The organism is Desulfosarcina ovata subsp. ovata, assembly GCF_009689005.1.
GTDB lineage: Bacteria > Desulfobacterota > Desulfobacteria > Desulfobacterales > Desulfosarcinaceae > Desulfosarcina > Desulfosarcina ovata.
Genome location: NZ_AP021879.1, coordinates 4643849 through 4660449, shown reverse-complemented (window position 1 = coordinate 4660449; position 16601 = coordinate 4643849). Strand labels below are relative to the sequence as shown.

The following is a 16601-nucleotide window of genomic DNA, read 5'->3' as shown; positions in this document are numbered from 1 at the left end:
TGGCGCTGGTCTACCCCATCAGTTGCTCTGAATTGAATATCCGGGCAGATGTTGTTAAGATTCATTCTCATATAAATTTGGCATGCCGGTTGATCTTGTCAATTGGAAGCCACCTTTATTGCTGACCATTGACAGCAAAATGCCGACTTGCTATTAGCGGAAAGTGGTTTTCTTTTAAAAACATGCACCCGAAAGATGGCACGCCCATGTCCGATCCTGAAATCCGACTGCACAAAATGGTTGCCGCCTTGCGTGAAAACCAGTACCGCATCACCCCCCAACGCCTGGCCATCCTAAGAATACTGGCGGAAAGCAAAGGTCATCCCAGCGTCGAAGCCATCTACGCCCAGGTCAAACCGGACTTCCCCACCACCAGCCTGGCCACCGTCTACAAAAATATCTCGGTTCTCAAGGAACTTAATCAGGTCCTGGAACTGGGATTCAGTGACGACAGCAACCGTTACGACGGCAACAAACCCTACGATCATCCCCACGTGGTCTGTACGGTCTGTAAAAAAATCCTCGATCCGGATATTGCGGCGCTTTCAAACATGACCGCGGAACTGATGCGCGAAACCGGATTTACCATCACCCGCCATCGCCTCGATTTTTTTGGTGTCTGCCCGGACTGTCAGGCCAAGAAAAATCAGGGATCAAAATGAAAAGCCGGGCAACCGCCCGGCTTTCTGGCAAAAAATAATCAATTCTTGATGAAATTGTAAAATTCACAGTTCCGACGGATTCTCAATCATTCGAAATTCGGTTTTTCGAATCCGTCAGTTTTTGGGTGGAAAAAGCTGCCGGGCCTTGCCGAATCCGATGATCGTCCCCTGATCATCCACGGCCATGACCGAAAATTCGTATTTGTGACTCTGGTCCCAGGGCGGGCAAGGACCGTTATACCCCCGGTTGAGGGCACCGGCAGAAATCGTTCCCGACCCGTCATAGGCTACCTTGCCGCCCCCGTGATTCCAGGCCGGCTCATTGGTATCCTTGAGTCGGACCTGCAATTCCACGGTGCCTGCGGGAACACGGGTCACCTGGATTTCAGGCGAATCATGGGTACAGGTGTCGATGCCCGCCCAGGTAAAGGAGACCTCCATTTTGGTGGCATCCTTGGGAATCACAATCGGTTCGGGCCCGTGTTTCTTGCTGCATCCGAGCGTGAGAAGAAGCAGGGTGGCCAGCAGGAGCAGTGGAGTCCATTTTTTCATCGTTGCCTCATGCATTGGGAGGAATTGGGTCGGTGATATCGGCATGTGCCGTGTATACCACCCTCCACCGGTAGGTTCAAGGCATTGGTACTCGTAGCAGCCAATGATAGCTGTCATTGAGGCCCCATTAAACAAAAGGCCGGGCAAATTGCCCGGCCTGTTGAATTATGCCACTTCCTGGAACTCGGCATCAACCACATCGTCATCCTTGGAGGCGTTCGACCGTGCCTGGCCACCGCCCTGCCCGGCCTGCGATCCATCGCCCTTCGGGCCGGCCTGCTGTTGGTACACGGATTCCGCCAGCTTATGCGAAGCGCGCGTGAGCACCTCGGTCAGCGTACGGATCTGGTCGGTGTCGTCACCTTTGAGAGCCTGTTTGAGATTGGCCACGGCATCGTCGATCTCCATGCGCAGGGCGCCGTCCACATTGGCCCCCATCTCGTCCATGGACTTCTGGGTCTGGTAGATCAGGGCATCGGCATGATTCTTAACCTCGACCCGTTCTTTCTTCCGCTGGTCGGCATCGGCATTCAGTTCCGCGTCCTTGACCAAGCGCTCGATCTCTTCCTTGGAGAGACCCGATGAGGAGGTAATCCGAATGCTTTGGGCCTTTCCGCTGGCATTGTCCTTGGCCGAAACCTCCACGATACCGTTGGCATCGATGTCAAAGGTCACCTCAATTTGTGGGGTGCCCCGCGGTGCCGGCGGGATACCGGTGAGTTCGAAACGGCCAAGGGTCTTGTTGTCACCGGCCATTTCCCGCTCACCCTGGAGCACATGCACCGTCACCGCCGGCTGGTTATCCTCGGCCGTGGAGAAAACCTGGCTCTGACGGGTGGGAATGGTCGTGTTTTTCTGGATCAACTTGGTCATCACGCCGCCCAGGGTCTCGATCCCCAGGGAGAGCGGCGTCACATCCAGCAGCAGCACATCGCTGACATCGCCTTCCAGAACGGCGCCCTGAATCGCGGCCCCCATGGCCACCACCTCATCGGGGTTGACACCTTTGTTGGGTTCCTTGCCGAAAATCGTCTTCACACGCTGCTGTACGGCCGGCATGCGGGTCATGCCCCCCACCAGAATAACCTCGTTGATGTCGCTGCCGGAAAATCCGGCGTCCTTGAGGGCCGTTTGGCAAGGACCCTCCAGGCGCTTCAGGAGATCATCCACCAGGGATTCCAGTTTGGCTCGGGTAACCTTGACATTCAAATGTTTGGGGCCGCTGGCATCGGCGGTAATAAATGGCAGATTGATATCCGTCTCCATGGCGCTGGAGAGTTCCATTTTGGCTTTTTCGGCGGCTTCCTTGAGGCGCTGCAGGGCCATCTTGTCACCACGCAAATCGATTCCCTGCTCCCGTTTGAATTCGTCGGCCAGGTAGTCGATCAGGCGCAGGTCGAAATCCTCTCCACCCAGATGGGTGTCGCCATTGGTGGCCTTGACCTCGAAGACACCGTCGCCGATCTCCATGATGGAGACATCAAACGTGCCGCCGCCCAGGTCGAAAACGGCGATTTTTTCTTCTTTCTTCTTGTCCAGGCCATAGGCCAGTGAGGCTGCCGTGGGTTCGTTGATGATCCGTTGAACATTCAAGCCGGCGATCTTGCCGGCGTCTTTGGTGGCCTGGCGCTGGCTGTCATTGAAATAGGCCGGCACGGTAATGACGGCGTCGGTGATCGTTTCTCCCAGGTAGGCCTCGGCGGATTTTTTGAGATCGGCCAGAATATACGAAGAGATCTCCGCCGGGCTGTATTGACGCCCATTCAAGGTGATCCGTACGTCACCGTTGTCCGCCGGGCTGATCTCGTAGGGCAGGTTTTTCCTGTCGTTGCTCACTTCAGGGGCATCGTACTTGCGGCCAATCAGCCGTTTTACGCCAAAAACCGTATTCTGCGGGTTGGTCACCGCCTGGCGCTTGGCCACCTGCCCCACCAGGCGTTCTGCGCTGCCGGTAATGGCCACCATTGACGGGGTGGTCCGCCCGCCGTCGGCATTGTTGATTACCAATGCATCGCCGCCGTCCATAATGGCAACACATGAATTGGTTGTTCCCAGATCGATTCCGATGGTTTTACTCATGGTTTGTCTCCTCCTGTTTACCGGTGCGGCGATCCACACCGGTGATTTTTTGATAGACAAACCGTAATTCTTATTTTGCTTGTGTCAAATACATTTCATTACTTTTATTATTTTTCGATTTAGATAATGGCAAATTGTTTCGGCCGGCCGTTTTTTGTAACGACAATTGACATTCTGCGTCAAATCCACCGACCAAAAGCGCACGCCCAAGTAAAAGCATCTGTATTCAAATGAAATATAATATCATTGACAAATGGCATCGACCTTGCTGACAAATCCCGGAGGGTGAAAGACGGACGACCTGACACGCATTCACTGGTTGTGGTGGCCAGTTCGAATCACCGGCGAAATCACACTCAGGCGTTAAGAATTCCTGAAGAACGCCGACATGTCTTTCAGGCGGCAGGTCATGGGCGGCAATCGGCCTCAAACACAAAGAGTGAAAAATCAAAAACATGCGTGTTGAACCGAAAAAAATTTTTCTGGCAGGGATGCTTTTGCTGTTGATGGGATGCAATGATGAAAAAAGGGACTTTGACATCAGCGATGTCCAAAATCCCTACATGAAAATATCCCATGCGACCATCGATACCTGCGAATACGTCAGCGGGCAGCTTCGAATCAACGGCACCTGCAGCGATGAGGGCGACATCCTTATGGTTTTGCCCTTGACCCCGGGTGACAAGCGGATCATCGGCGCCCCCCGATGCAGTCACAGCAGATACGAGCTGCTGACGGCCACGTTCGGAAGGCCGCCATGCAAAGTGAGCCTTGAATTTGGCGGGGATCAGAGCATTCAAGCCAAGGTGGCGGGAACAGATATGTATTGTCCCTGAATGAGGGCCTGTCCTTCAGTATTTACTTCTCCTTCCACGTCGGTGTCCGCTTTTCCAAAAATGCCGACACCCCCTCCTTGGCATCAGCTGTGGAGCAGAGCCGGGCAAAGGCTTCATTCATGTAATTGAAGGCCTTGTCGTACTCGAGGTCGGCGGCGGCATAAAACGCCGATTTGGCATTCTGCACGGCAAGCGGGCTTTTGGCAGCCAGTACGGCGGCCCAGCGACGGGCTTCCATCTCCAGGTCGGCGGCCGGGACCACTTTGTTGACAAGCCCCATATCCAGCGCTTGCGGCGCCTTGATCAACTCACCGTAAAGCAACAGCTCCATGGCCCGTTTGCGCCCCACCGAGCGGGAAACCGGAACCACCGGGCCCACGCAATTCAGCCCAACGTTGATCGCGGTCAGCCCCATACCGGCCGTCTCAGCGGCGATGGCCAGGTCAGCGGCCGCCACCAGGCCAGCCCCATTGGCGGCCGCCACCCCATGGACCTGGGCGATGACCGGTTTTTTCATCCGGCTGATGGTCACCAGGGGCGTTTCCATGCACTCGATCCATTCGCGGTAATCCATGGTGCTTTTATCCGAGAAATCGGACACATCGATACCCGCGCAAAAAGCTTTGCCCGCACCCTTGATAATGAGCACCCGCACCGCCGGGTCCCCATCCAGTTGAAGTAGCGCCTGGTTCAGTTCCGATGCCAGGGTGAGGGTGAAGGTGTTGAGACTACTCGGACGATTGAGGGTAATTTCACCGATGTGATGATCCAGAGATGCAACCAAAACGCTTTCTGGCATATCGATTCTCCTTATGTTTGGGGGGATAAGGATCGGGAATTTTATTAATTGAACAAAATTGCTTGTTCTTGCGCCCGTCTTCGGCAGTAGTTTGATAATTAACATAGCATAAATATCGGTGCCGACAAACCGTTAAGACTCATCATTTCAGGCGGTCGCAACCCCGCTTGTCCCCCACTCACAGCATCCTTTACAATCCCTGCCGTTGGTGATAATGCATGCCTTTACACGCGATTATGGAAGTATTGATACCCATTCGATGATGAATTCGCAACCAACATGGACAGATCAGATGGAATTTATCCCTGTCATCGGCCTTGAAGTCCACGCCCAACTGAAAACCCGCACCAAAATTTTCTGCAGCTGTTCGACCGCCTTTGGTGCCCCCCCCAATACGCACACCTGCCCGGTATGCCTGGGGATGCCCGGGTCCTTGCCGGTGTTGAACAAAAAAGTGGTCGACTACACCATTAAAATGGCCCTGGCCACGGGTTGCACCGTGCAATCGGAAAGCCGCTTCGCCCGCAAAAACTATTTCTATCCGGACCTGCCCAAGGGATACCAGATTTCTCAGTACGAACTGCCCATCGCCACGGGCGGCCACCTGGACATCGACGTCGATGGCCAGGCCCTACGCATCGGCATTACGCGCATTCACATGGAAGAGGATGCCGGGAAACTGATCCACGATCCGGATCGTCCCATCAGCCGCGTCGACCTCAACCGCACCGGCACCCCGCTGATGGAAATCGTCAGCGAGCCGGATATCCGCAGCCCCGAGGCCGCCGGAGAATACCTGCGCCAATTGCGCACCATCCTGCGCTATCTGGATATCAGCGACGGCAACATGGAAGAGGGCAGTTTCCGCTGCGACGCCAACGTCTCCATCATGCCCAAGGGTGCCACCGAATTCGGCACCCGCACCGAAGTCAAAAACCTTAATTCGTTCAAGCATGTAGAAAAGGCATTGTATTACGAAATTGCCCGCCAAAAGGAACTCCTTCTGGATGGGGGCGAGGTCGTGCAGGAAACCCGGCTGTGGCAACCGGATAAAGGCCAGACCGTATCCATGCGCGGCAAGGAAGACGCCCACGATTACCGGTACTTCCCCGACCCGGATCTTTTGCCCCTGGTGGTCGACAATAATTGGGTCGAACGCATGCGCGGCGAGATGCCTGAACTGCCCGCCCAGCGCAAGGCCCGCTACGAGGCCGACTTCGGCTTGCCCGCCGCCGATGCCCGGGTTCTGACCGGAAGCCGTGAGTTGGCGGACTATTTCGAAGCCTGCCTGACCGCATACAACCAGCCCAAAACCGTAGCCAACTGGATCATGGGCGACCTACTGGGCCTGCTCAACGCCAGGGGCCTGGAGATCGAGAACTCCCCCATCACCCCCGACGGTCTCGCCGGCCTGCTTGAACTTCTGGATAGTGATGTGATCAGCGGAAAAATCGCCAAGACCGTATTCGAAGCCATGGCCGACACCGGCAAGCCGGCCAAGGCCATTGTGGAGGAAAAGGGATTGGTGCAGGTCTCCGACACATCGACCATTGATCCCATTATCGATTCGATCGTTGCGGCCAATCCCGACGAGGTCGAGCGCTACCGCGGCGGCCAGAAAAAACTGATCGGCTTTTTCGTCGGCCAGGTGATGAAGGCAACCAAAGGCAAGGCCAACCCAAAGGTGGTAAACGAGATCCTGATGAAGAAGCTAAAGTAGAGTGAGGGTGTCAGAAATATATCCAAATCCCGCTTTACGCGATCCAGGCCCATTGGCATTGATATAAAAGTTCAACCGATTCGCAGAGATGCCTCTTCCGCACAGATGGGTTCAGCAAGTGTTGAAAGCCAAGGCTCTGAACAATAGGAGACTCCATTGAACAACAAATCTCAAGTATCGTTGCATCGTACCCTTCTGCTTTTCCTGACCCTCCCCCTTATGCTTCTCATCGGTGAATCCGCTGCCTCTGCCGCACCAGCCCGCGTGGCGATTCTTCCATTTGATATCATCGCCGAAAGCGACCTATCCTTTCTTCAGGAAGGTGTTCTCGACATGCTTGCATCCCGGCTGTCCTGGCAGGACAATGTGGAGGTGATCAATAAAAATGAAACCCGAGCAGTGGCTGCCTCAGTTACCGATTTTGAAGGAGAGAGTCGCGCTTTGCTGGTAGGCGGCAAGCTCTATGCCGACTATGTTCTTTACGGAAGCTTGACGGTGTTCGATGATAGCGTAAGCATCGATGCAAAAATGGTGGATATCAGCGGCCTGCAACGGCCCTTGCCCTTCTTCGCCGTAACCCCTAGCATGGGTGAAGTGATTCCTAAAATCAATGCATTCGCCACTGACATCAATGCCAAGGTATTCGGGCGGGAGGTGGCCGGGCGGACGGGCGACGTGCAGAAGCAGCAAACGGGCGAGCAACAACCATACAACCCACGCATTCACCCCGAAAAACTGCTTCACCAGGGCGTCCAATAGCGCCAATCAATTTTACGATCTCTGCTTTGAAAAAATCTGGCTTCGGCTGTCCTTTAAGATTTTTGCAGGCGAAACCACGGAGAACACCACTTCTGTCTTACCGTCTGCATTCGTATCGCCAAGGCTGAAATCGCTGATATATCCGGACACGTTCTGGCCTTTATCCAGAACGATGAACCCGAGTTCATTCCAAAGGAGTTCATCGATATGACTCTTCCTGTAAAATCGTGTGCTTGTCAGCAGGCCTCTTGCCGTGTCGCTGTTTTTTACCACAACCAACCCGGTCTTCCCATCCCCATTCACGTCCGCTGCAAAAATCCGCTGCTGAAAAAAGATGCGATCCAACTGAAATCCATCGTCCTTGTTATAACGCATGCCTTTGTATTCAATATAGGCGGCGGACCCGCCATATTCGTCACTGCTCCGGTACAATTCCCTGCCTTCCTGGGAATAGAGTGAAATAATCCCCTTAAGGTCGAGAACAGCGGCAATCTCCTCCCCGTTGTTCATGAAATCACCAAAAGCAAGACCGAACACATTGTCGGCAAAAGGAAAGGATTTACCGGCGGGAACAAGGCTCTGCCCGCCTTGCCCAAATTCGAGTTCAACCACGGGGGTTTTCAGTTTCCGAGAATCATCTCCCAGTGTTTTCTGGCCCAGCAGCATGGGACCCGTTGCAGCATCCACGACCCTGAAAAGATAGTTTACCGGCCCCAGCAGCTTCAATAGCTCCCCGTTTTCCAACCGGTAAATCGAAGAAGCGGCCCGCAACTGGCTTTCATTTACTCCGGTAACACAAATTTCCTTTCGACCGTCCTTATCCAAGTCGATGGCGTCCAAAAAATAGCAACGGACATTGATTTCATCTATTTTATTTTTAGATATCGGCATCAGGCGCCCGCCTTCACGCCGGTAAATCTCAAGCACGTTTTCAGCCAGGATGAGGATTTCATCTTTCCCGTCATTGTCGATGTCCTGTACCTGAAGGCTATCAATTGTTTTTTTCAGAAACGGTCCCCGCCAAATAACCTGGGAAGAGAGCATGGCCGGCCCTTGATTGAATGCTTGCGCAGCGGGCGCCGTTGCAGTCGTTGGAACCGATGTGGCCGGCCCCGCAACCGGAGAAAGTCCCAATATGCGGGTTCTGACGCTATCTGCAAAAAGGTCGACATGCTTGATGACATCCCCCTTTTTGCTTCCCGTCTCATCGAAGCTCAGCTCAACCATGCCGGTATCCGCGTTTATCAGCTTAACGTCCGTGCTCACCTGCGCACCGAAAATTAAAATAGTACCATCGATGATATAATCGGCATCGAACCCGCTGCCTGTTTCAACATCCGGTGCAAACACAACCCTTGACCGCCCTTGTTCGGTGAGCCGTGTATCAAGCATTTTGTCGATCCCCTTTTTAAGAAAATCGAGCGGTTCTTCCGAGTTGATTTGAAACGGGGTTATCAAAAACGTTTTTTCTTGTTCAGCCGCGAATGCATTGGCCGCTGTCCCAATGGTCACCGCCAAAAGCAGCACAGTGAGTAAGATACGAAATTTTAAAGAGAAGAGTTTCATGATTCACCTTTTAAACAAAAAATGTCCTTCAATTCGCCTGCAACCTGCCGCCCAATTATTTTTTCTAAATAGCAGCTATCTGTTTTCACACAATTTCGTTTTCAATGATGTTTCCCCCGCAAGCGGTAATCTGCTTTTTCCATCCCCATCAAAATTGACGCGTTCACCTGTTCGTAGCAAATCGTTGTCGGTCCATTAAATACACCCAAATTATATCACCTCAACGCGAATAGGGGCTTTCCCAAGGCATATTGAATTGCACCGGGCAACGCGTTGATTCCCTTGGTATGCCCAATTGTCGCACACCATCGGTATAGGCACCCATACCCCTTTCAATTTCAGCAGCTTCGAAAGCATCTTGGTTACGCAATGAAGCTGACACCATCGCCTAACCGACGAAACCGCCCCCATCCATAGACCGAAAAGGATGGCGCCCCACCCTGATGCACCCAATTGTCGTACACCGCGGGCAGGCTTGGGGGACCCCGCCACCTCCATGAAATTGTCAAGCGGTCAGGTCTGCAGCACGATGGGGCTCAACCGGATTCATTACACCAACAAAAGGCCGGGTGTGTACATCAAAAATACACGCCCGGCCTTTATTAAGAGCACTTCAAATCAGCTATATCTGCTTAACGCATTTTAAAAGCTTAGAAGGCAACGCTGAACTGAGCACCGATTTCAATGGGATCCTCATCGTCGTGAACATCCATGGTGGTGGCATCGCCGGCAAACAGGTAAGCGGCGACAACATCCAGCTGCAAACCTTCCACGATGGTATAGCTTGCACTGAGGTCAATTTCAGTACCCAGATCCGTGTCGTCATTTTCGTTGTCCTCTGCCAACTGAGCATACCAGAGGTCGGCACCCAGGGACAGTTTTTCGGTTACCTTGTAGCTAACGCCCACATTAATGGCCCAGATATCGGAAATGTAGTCCGCGCAGGAACCGTTGGAAACCTGATTATCAAAGATACCGTAACCCATGATTTCAGACCAGTAGTAACTCTGGCCAACAGGAACGGTAAAAGCCTCCAGATCGTCAGCATCGTCATCTTGGCCGCTTGCATAGAAGGTCTCGAAGTGAAGCTCCATAGCATCGCTCAGATCCATACCGGCGCCGACGGCGAGCAGAAATGCGTCAACATCCACATCCGAGTTCAATTCGCCGCCTTCGTAAATAAAAGTCCCCCAGTAGCTCAATGCACCAGCAGCACCGTCAACGTCAAGTCCCAGGAACCAAACTTTCGGATCTTCTAATTGGATCTCATAGCCTTCGATTTCAACCTGGTCGTCGTATAAGTCGTAATAGGTGAAGTTCGGGGTAAGCGTAAGCCCACCCAGATCCAGGGCGTAGGCAAGCTGGAAGAGCTGCGCATCATCGGACGAACTGTCGCCATCCTCATCGATTTTGGCAAACCGGGCGGTCAGACCGGTAAGGCCGAGGGTGATACCGGAAAAATCTTCGTCAACGATGAAACCACGCTGGATAACACCACCCTGCGTACCCATTTTGACGTTGGCCGGGCCCAGGTTGAAATCGATATAGGCGTTCTTTGTCTCGATATTAACTGAATCGGCAGCGAACCTACCTTGGCTACCTTTACCGGAGTCATAGTACTCATTATCACCCCAGACAGAGTCAATCTCGAACTTGCTGACAAACTTGAGGTTGTCGTTGATGAGGGCGGTATAGTACAAACGGGTCCGGCTATCGATCAACTGGGCTTCAGTGTCGCGGCTCTTATCATCACCATCAAAATTGGTTTGGTTAAACATTCTGACGCGAAAGTAGCCGCCGAACTGGTTTTCCAGTGCAAAGGCCGGCGCGGTAAGCGCGAGACTGAGCACAGCCACAAAAAATATTGCTGCGAATTTCTTCATGCTTAATTCCTCCTTAACGGATTAAACCTACATTTACTGCAAACCTAATAATTGTCATCGTTACTGCTGATACCACAAACCTAATAACCTAATAACCTAATAATTCTCATCGTTAATGCTTTGGATCGAACATTACATCGCCTATTCCCCGACCACCTCCTTTCGAGTCAAATTTATTTTAAAACCTCGGGCCTTCAGCGAAGGAGCGAACGCCTGAAGCGTTAAAATACACCGTAATGGAAATTGGGTTGAATTTGCCAAGAGCAGCTGAATCCGCGAGAACACTTTAAAATAATTACAAATAAATCTTATTCACGCAGATTACCATAATGAATTAGCAGACTTCTACCAACGGGTTTTACCGGTGTCAAGCACTTTTCACCTTATTTTAATATCCATAGGTGGTTATGGTGGATTTAAAAGAAGAAGAAATCACTGGCCGGAACCACTATATTGTGAGGCGGATCAACTTTTAACGCTTAGATATGGTATTGTCTGCACAGTTTAAGGCAAATTAATGATCAAAGTAGCAACGCTATATTTAATTACGTATAATTAGTCAAATGCCGGAATCAATGTGCCGACGGCCCCCCACACTCCCCCGGTCGCTATCGTGGCCTCGATAAAAGTGTCCCATTGGCTAAGAATTCAATCGCCATTTCCATACACGGCGGATAAAAATCAAAAAGGGCCACAGATTTGAAAACCTGTAACCCTTTATTTTCATTTGGCTGAGGGACAAGGATTCGAACCTTGATTGACGGAGTCAGAGTCCGCTGTCCTACCGTTAGACGATCCCCCAGCAACTGGTAGCTGCCCGTTTACACAAAAGCGCCGGGTGAGTCAAGACCAAATTATCAATGATAAATGGAATCTCCAGCTCAGGCGGCCGACTCCATAAATTCGATGGCCGCCTTGAGACGGCTCAGCACCCGTGCCTTGCCCAACACCGCAATCATCTCGAAGATTCCCGGACTGACGGTAGTTCCGGTCAGTGCCACCCGCACCGGCTGGGCAATCTTACCGAACCCCAGGCCGGTCTCATCCATAACTTGTTTAAAGGCCTCCTCCTGGGCTTTCTCGGTCAAGTCGGGGAGTTCTTCCAGCAGTTCGGCAAGCCGCGCCAGGACCGGCGTCACCGCCGGCTTGAGAAATTTTTTGGCCGCCTTTTCCTCGTAAGGGCGCACATCGTCGCGATAGTAGAAATGGGCCCCCTCGGCCATCTCCACCAACGTCTTGCTGCGAGCGTGCAGGGTGTCGATAACCCCGTCCAGGTATTCTCCCTCTTGAGCGGCGTAACCTTTCTGTTTGAAAAAAGGAATCACACGAGGGGCCAACTGCCGGATCGATGCGGCCCGGATGTGATCGGCATTGAGGGCGGTCAACTTGTCCGGGTCGAACACGCCGGGCGATCGACCGATATTTTTCAGGCTGAATTTTTCCACCAGCTCCTGCCGGGTAAAAAATTCCTGGTCGCCGTAAGACCATCCCAACCGCGCCAGATAGTTGATAAAGGCGTCGGGCAGAAAGCCCATATCCCGGTAAGCCGTCACCGACATGGCGCCATGCCGCTTGGAAAGGCGCGTCTTGTCCTTGCCCAGCACCATGGGCACATGTCCAAAGACGGGCAGCGTTGCCTTGAGGGCCTTGTATAAAAGGATCTGTTTGGGGGTGTTCATCACGTGGTCATCCCCCCGGATAATCGTGTTGATCCCCATGGTGATGTCGTCCACCACCACCACAAAGTTGTATGTGGGTGTCCCGTCGCTGCGGCAGATGACAAAATCGTCCTGTTCGGTGTTCTGAAAAACGATATTGCCCTTGATCACATCCTCCACCACGGTCGTTCCCGAAAGTGGCGATTTGAACCGGATCACCGCATTGCCCGAGGGGCCCAGCCCGCGCTCACGGCAGCGACCGTCATATTTGGGTTTTGCGCCGGCGGCCTTGGCCTTCTGGCGCATGGCATCCACCTCTTCGGGCGTGCAGGTACAGTAGTAGGCGTCACCCGAATCAATCAGTTTCTGCAGATATTCGCGGTAAATATCGAAACGCTGGGTCTGAAAATACGGCCCATCGTCCCAGTCCAGCTCCAGCCACTGCATGGCATCGAAAATGGCATCCACGGAAGCCTGGGTTGAGCGGACCGTATCGGTATCTTCGATTCGCAAGACAAATTTGCCATTGTTATGGCGCGCATAAAGCCAGTTAAACAGAGCCGTCCGCGCCCCCCCAACGTGCAGGTATCCCGTTGGGCTGGGAGGGAATCGGGTAATGATGGGATCCATGTTGGTTTACCTTAAATAAAGTTGTTTGCTATGAGCACTGACATCACTGCTAGTGATAGGATAAGATATTTCAAGAAAAAATACCGCCAGTCTTGGCCAAAACCGCGTGTCGCCCAAATCATCCAGGAAATTTTCGCCAACACCGTTAACAGAAATACGGGGTGGCCCAAAACCCACATAACTATTTTATATTTTAACTTATATTAGTGATCTGGCATATCATCCGACCATTTCCGGCCACCTCAATAGCATATCCCAACAGGCGTAACAAGGGCGCGGAACAAAGAAATTCCGGAAAATCCTTGACAATCGACATCTTTTTAATTACTAGACCCCAGATTGTTGGCAGGCTCGACGGATTCTGAACAATACATAATATTTTCAATATATTAGGAGATTACTCATGGCCGTACCAAAGCACAAGACATCCAAGTCAAAACGGGATAAACGACGCACCCACAAAAAGATTGGCGCACCTGTCGTCAGCACCTGCCCGGAATGTGGCGAAGCCAAACTTCCCCACCACGCTTGCCCGGAATGCGGTGAATACAACGGAAAAAGCGCAATCACCCCCGGCGAGGAATAGCATCCGCAAGCCACCTGTTTGACGACGGTTTCGCAAGGCCCGCCATGGCGCTTTGTAAAACCGTCGGACCGACTTCCCAAAGGAAAAGTTAACATGACCGATACCGGAACCCATCGTCCGCCGGGAGGATTGGACGAAGAGACCCGGCAGATGGTGGTCGATACCGTTCACCAGCTGTCCAAGCGCCTGCTGACCAAGAAAGCCGTCCTGGAATGGGACCGTGACGAAATTTTCCCCGAAGCCGTTATCCGCGAGATGCTGAGTCCCGAAATCGGGCTTCAACTGCTGTTTGTCCCCGAAATTTACGGAGGCATGGGCGGCGGCGCCATGGACTGCTACATCGTGACCCGCGAAACGTGCAAGATCTGCCTGGGTGTGGGGACCGCGTTCTTCGCCATTCAATTGGGCTCGGATCCCATTATCGTCGGTGGTACCGACGCCCAGAAAGAGAAATGGCTGGGTGCCGTGGCCGAAGGCAACAGCCTGGTGGCCTACGCGGTAACCGAACCGGAAGCCGGCAGCAATCTGGCCTCCTTCAAAACCAAGGCCGATCCGATCACGGATGAGTCCGGCACCATTACGGGTTATCGCATCAACGGGACCAAACAGTTCATCTCCACGGGTGGCTATGCCGATTTCGTGACCGTTCTGGCCCAGACCCCCGAAGGGCCCACCTTCTTCGTGGTCGAAAAGGGAACGCCGGGCTTTGAACAGCACAAAGGCGAAGAAAAACACGGCATCCGGGCTTCCAACACCTCCCCGCTGACTTTTACCGATGTTGTCGTTCCCGTCGAGAATCTGATTGGCGGGGTCCCTGGAAAAGGACTCAAGCAGGCCAATCAGGTCTTCGGTTATACCCGCCTGATGGTGGCCGCCATGGCTCTGGGCGCCGGTGAAGCGGCCCTTGAAATCGCCATTCCCTATGCCAAGGAGAGAATCCAGTTCGGTGGCCCCCTTTGCGACAAAAAAGGCTATACCAACAAACTGATCGTCCCCCACTGGGTCAACATGAAAGCCGCAACCGCTTACATCGAATCCATTGCCCGGCGGCTGGACAGCGAGGATGAAGATCTTCAGGTGGAAGGGTCCATCGCCAAGCTCTTCACCAGTGAAGCGGCCAATCGCGCGGCTGACGATGCCATCCAGGCTCTGGGCGGCTATGGTTATATCTGCGAATTCGGCGTGGAAAAGATCAAACGCGATGTAAAAATCACCTGCATCTACGAAGGCACCAGCGAAATTCAGCAGAACATCATCTCTACCTTCCGCTGGAAAAAAACGCGCAAAAGCAAAGGCACCTATTACGAAACCATCGCCCAGGAACTTGAAAAATGCCACGCGGAATGCGACCAGGCCGGCTGCATGACCATGGCCGCCTGTGCCCGGACGCTGAACCGGCTCATCGATTTCGCCCACGCGAACCGTCTTACCCGCCATCAGCAGGTGATGTTCGCCCTGGCCGACACGATGACGCATGTGGAAGTCGGCGACGCCATGGCCCGCTCGGCCGCCTCGCCCGCCGACGGGCCCACGATGGCTGCCGCACGGGTCTTCGCTGCCTCTTGCGCCCGCCTGGTGGCCGACAAAGCGCGCCTGATCATACTGGGTTGCCAAACGATTGATGCCGCAGCGGCCGATGAATTTCTGCAGTCACTGGAACTGGCGACACTCGACGCCAGTTGCCGCGGCAGCATTGATGACATGGATCGCATCGCCGATCACATTTTCGAGAGGGCGTCATGACCGAAACCGCCGATCGTGTGGTTGTCGTCACCGGCGGGTCCCGGGGCATCGGGCGGGCCATCTGCACCGCATTGAGCGCACCGGAAACCGTGGTCTATTTCAACTACAGCAGCAACAGCGATGCCGCCGAAGCCACCGCCGAAGCGATTCGCGAAGCCGGGGGGAAGGCCTGTTACCATCAGGTGGACGTGGCCTCGACAGATGCCGTCGCCGACTACCTGGGGGGGGTTATTAAAGAAGCCGGGCGAATCGATGTATTGGTCAATAATGCCGGCATCACCCGCGACGGCCTGTTGGTGCGCATGAAGGAAAGCGACTGGGACGCGGTGTTGGATGTCAACCTGAAAGGTGCCTTCAATTGTATGAAAGCCGCCGGCAAGGCGATGATGAAGCAGCGCTACGGCCGCATCATCAACATCACCTCGGTGGTGGGTGCCGCCGGCAACCCCGGCCAGGCCAACTATGTTGCCGCCAAGGCAGGCATTATCGGCCTGACCAAAGCCGTGGCCAAGGAGTTGGCCAGCCGCAACATTACGGTCAACGCCGTGGCCCCCGGTTACATCGCTACCGATATGACCTCGGATCTCGGTGACAAGGCCAAGGCGGCCATGATCAGCCAGATTCCGTTGGCACGCATCGGAACGCCCGAGGATGTCGCCGCTGCGGTTGCGTTTCTCGCCTCCCCGGCTGCCGACTACATCACCGGTCAGGTCATCCATGTCAGCGGCGGCATGTATATGTAAGCGCCAGTTTTAAAATTGACTTACGGAAAAACGGGCATGGTTCATCACCATTGTCTGCCCGGATCCCATAATTCTTAATTTTGACCGTTTGAAAGGAGAACAACATGTCCGCAGAAGATAAAGTCAAAAAGATCATTGCCGAGAAACTCAGTGTAGATATCGCCGAAGTGGTTCCCGAAGCCTCCTTTGTTGATGACCTTGGTGCAGACAGCCTGGATCTCGTGGAGTTGATCATGTCCATGGAAGAAGAATTCGATGTGGATATTTCCGATGAAGACGCAGAAAAGATGGTCACCGTCAAAGACGCCTTCGACTACATCAAAAACCACTGAAACCAATTTTGAATTAAAAATTTAGAATTATTTTTATTACATTGTTCCAGAAG

Annotated in this window: 14 protein-coding genes and 1 tRNA gene; 8 read left to right on the top strand and 7 right to left on the bottom strand. The window is 53.3% G+C overall.

Annotated elements, in window-relative coordinates; all coding sequences use genetic code 11:
• Nucleotides 1-206: 206 nt before the first annotated feature.
• Nucleotides 207-662: a Fur family transcriptional regulator gene (locus tag GN112_RS20625; RefSeq protein WP_155311949.1), complete on the top strand. Its 456-nt coding sequence runs from the start codon at nt 207-209 to the stop codon at nt 660-662.
• Between the two features lie 114 nt (nt 663-776).
• Here the strand turns inward: GN112_RS20625 and GN112_RS20620 are convergent, their stop codons facing one another.
• Nucleotides 777-1214 (bottom strand): YbhB/YbcL family Raf kinase inhibitor-like protein, encoded by a 438-nt coding sequence (locus tag GN112_RS20620; protein WP_162459050.1) that lies wholly within the window; start codon nt 1212-1214, stop codon nt 777-779.
• A gap of 165 nt (nt 1215-1379) precedes the next feature.
• Nucleotides 1380-3293, bottom strand: coding sequence for a molecular chaperone DnaK (gene dnaK / locus GN112_RS20615; RefSeq protein WP_155311947.1), 1914 nt, complete (start codon nt 3291-3293; stop codon nt 1380-1382).
• Between the two features lie 455 nt (nt 3294-3748).
• On the opposite strand from dnaK, the gene GN112_RS20610 reads away from it, so the two are divergent.
• Nucleotides 3749-4129: a hypothetical protein gene (locus GN112_RS20610; RefSeq protein ID WP_155311946.1), complete on the top strand. Its 381-nt coding sequence runs from the start codon at nt 3749-3751 to the stop codon at nt 4127-4129.
• Nucleotides 4130-4151: 22 nt separating this feature from the next.
• Here GN112_RS20610 and GN112_RS20605 read toward each other — a convergent pair whose 3' ends face one another.
• Nucleotides 4152-4928: an enoyl-CoA hydratase/isomerase family protein gene (locus tag GN112_RS20605; protein WP_155311945.1), complete on the bottom strand. Its 777-nt coding sequence runs from the start codon at nt 4926-4928 to the stop codon at nt 4152-4154.
• Between the two features lie 292 nt (nt 4929-5220).
• Here GN112_RS20605 and gatB point away from each other — a divergent pair, with 292 nt between their 5' ends.
• Entirely contained in the window at nt 5221-6648 is a 1428-nt protein-coding gene (gatB, locus tag GN112_RS20600; RefSeq protein WP_155311944.1) for an Asp-tRNA(Asn)/Glu-tRNA(Gln) amidotransferase subunit GatB, read from the top strand.
• A 156-nt stretch (nt 6649-6804) separates the two neighbouring features.
• Complete coding sequence (locus tag GN112_RS20595; RefSeq protein ID WP_155311943.1) at nt 6805-7407, top strand: hypothetical protein; 603 nt, start codon at nt 6805-6807, stop codon at nt 7405-7407.
• 12 nt (nt 7408-7419) lie between these two features.
• On the opposite strand, the gene GN112_RS20590 is transcribed toward GN112_RS20595, so the two are convergent.
• The 4 genes from GN112_RS20590 to gltX all read right to left on the bottom strand — a co-directional run bounded on the left by GN112_RS20590 (nt 7420) and on the right by gltX (nt 13144).
• Nucleotides 7420-8799, bottom strand: a complete 1380-nt coding sequence (locus GN112_RS20590; RefSeq protein ID WP_162459049.1) for an FG-GAP repeat domain-containing protein — start codon at nt 8797-8799, stop codon at nt 7420-7422.
• Between the two features lie 824 nt (nt 8800-9623).
• The gene (locus GN112_RS20585; RefSeq protein WP_155311941.1) at nt 9624-10856 is read right to left on the bottom strand and encodes an alginate export family protein; all 1233 of its coding nucleotides are present in this window, start codon (nt 10854-10856) and stop codon (nt 9624-9626) included.
• 728 nt (nt 10857-11584) lie between these two features.
• A tRNA-Gln gene (locus GN112_RS20580) sits at nt 11585-11658 on the bottom strand.
• A 79-nt stretch (nt 11659-11737) separates the two neighbouring features.
• Nucleotides 11738-13144, bottom strand: a complete 1407-nt coding sequence (gltX, locus tag GN112_RS20575; RefSeq protein WP_155311940.1) for a glutamate--tRNA ligase — start codon at nt 13142-13144, stop codon at nt 11738-11740.
• A 403-nt stretch (nt 13145-13547) separates the two neighbouring features.
• Between gltX and rpmF the strand changes: the two genes are divergently transcribed.
• The 4 genes from rpmF (at nt 13548) to acpP (ending at nt 16548) form a co-directional block, all read left to right on the top strand.
• Nucleotides 13548-13730, top strand: a complete 183-nt coding sequence (gene rpmF / locus GN112_RS20570; protein ID WP_155311939.1) for a 50S ribosomal protein L32 — start codon at nt 13548-13550, stop codon at nt 13728-13730.
• Nucleotides 13731-13823: 93 nt separating this feature from the next.
• Nucleotides 13824-15473, top strand: a complete 1650-nt coding sequence (locus tag GN112_RS20565; RefSeq protein ID WP_155311938.1) for an acyl-CoA dehydrogenase family protein — start codon at nt 13824-13826, stop codon at nt 15471-15473.
• A complete protein-coding gene (fabG, locus tag GN112_RS20560) occupies nt 15470-16216 on the top strand; it encodes a 3-oxoacyl-[acyl-carrier-protein] reductase (RefSeq protein WP_155311937.1) in 747 nt (248 codons plus the stop codon). Before GN112_RS20565 ends, fabG begins: the two co-directional genes overlap by 4 nt.
• Before the next feature lie 104 nt (nt 16217-16320).
• The gene (acpP, locus tag GN112_RS20555; RefSeq protein WP_155311936.1) at nt 16321-16548 is read left to right on the top strand and encodes an acyl carrier protein; all 228 of its coding nucleotides are present in this window, start codon (nt 16321-16323) and stop codon (nt 16546-16548) included.
• The last annotated feature ends 53 nt before the right edge of the window (nt 16549-16601 follow it).

Coding starts and splice junctions, on each gene's coding strand:
- GN112_RS20625 (WP_155311949.1), top strand. CDS start 207: ATGTCCGATCCTGAAATCCGACTGCACAAAATGGTTGCCGCCTTGCGT.
- GN112_RS20620 (WP_162459050.1), bottom strand. CDS start 1,214: ATGAAAAAATGGACTCCACTGCTCCTGCTGGCCACCCTGCTTCTTCTC.
- dnaK (WP_155311947.1), bottom strand. CDS start 3,293: ATGAGTAAAACCATCGGAATCGATCTGGGAACAACCAATTCATGTGTT.
- GN112_RS20610 (WP_155311946.1), top strand. CDS start 3,749: ATGCGTGTTGAACCGAAAAAAATTTTTCTGGCAGGGATGCTTTTGCTG.
- GN112_RS20605 (WP_155311945.1), bottom strand. CDS start 4,928: ATGCCAGAAAGCGTTTTGGTTGCATCTCTGGATCATCACATCGGTGAA.
- gatB (WP_155311944.1), top strand. CDS start 5,221: ATGGAATTTATCCCTGTCATCGGCCTTGAAGTCCACGCCCAACTGAAA.
- GN112_RS20590 (WP_162459049.1), bottom strand. CDS start 8,799: ATGCTTGATACACGGCTCACCGAACAAGGGCGGTCAAGGGTTGTGTTT.
- GN112_RS20585 (WP_155311941.1), bottom strand. CDS start 10,856: ATGAAGAAATTCGCAGCAATATTTTTTGTGGCTGTGCTCAGTCTCGCG.
- gltX (WP_155311940.1), bottom strand. CDS start 13,144: ATGGATCCCATCATTACCCGATTCCCTCCCAGCCCAACGGGATACCTG.
- rpmF (WP_155311939.1), top strand. CDS start 13,548: ATGGCCGTACCAAAGCACAAGACATCCAAGTCAAAACGGGATAAACGA.
- GN112_RS20565 (WP_155311938.1), top strand. CDS start 13,824: ATGACCGATACCGGAACCCATCGTCCGCCGGGAGGATTGGACGAAGAG.
- fabG (WP_155311937.1), top strand. CDS start 15,470: ATGACCGAAACCGCCGATCGTGTGGTTGTCGTCACCGGCGGGTCCCGG.
- acpP (WP_155311936.1), top strand. CDS start 16,321: ATGTCCGCAGAAGATAAAGTCAAAAAGATCATTGCCGAGAAACTCAGT.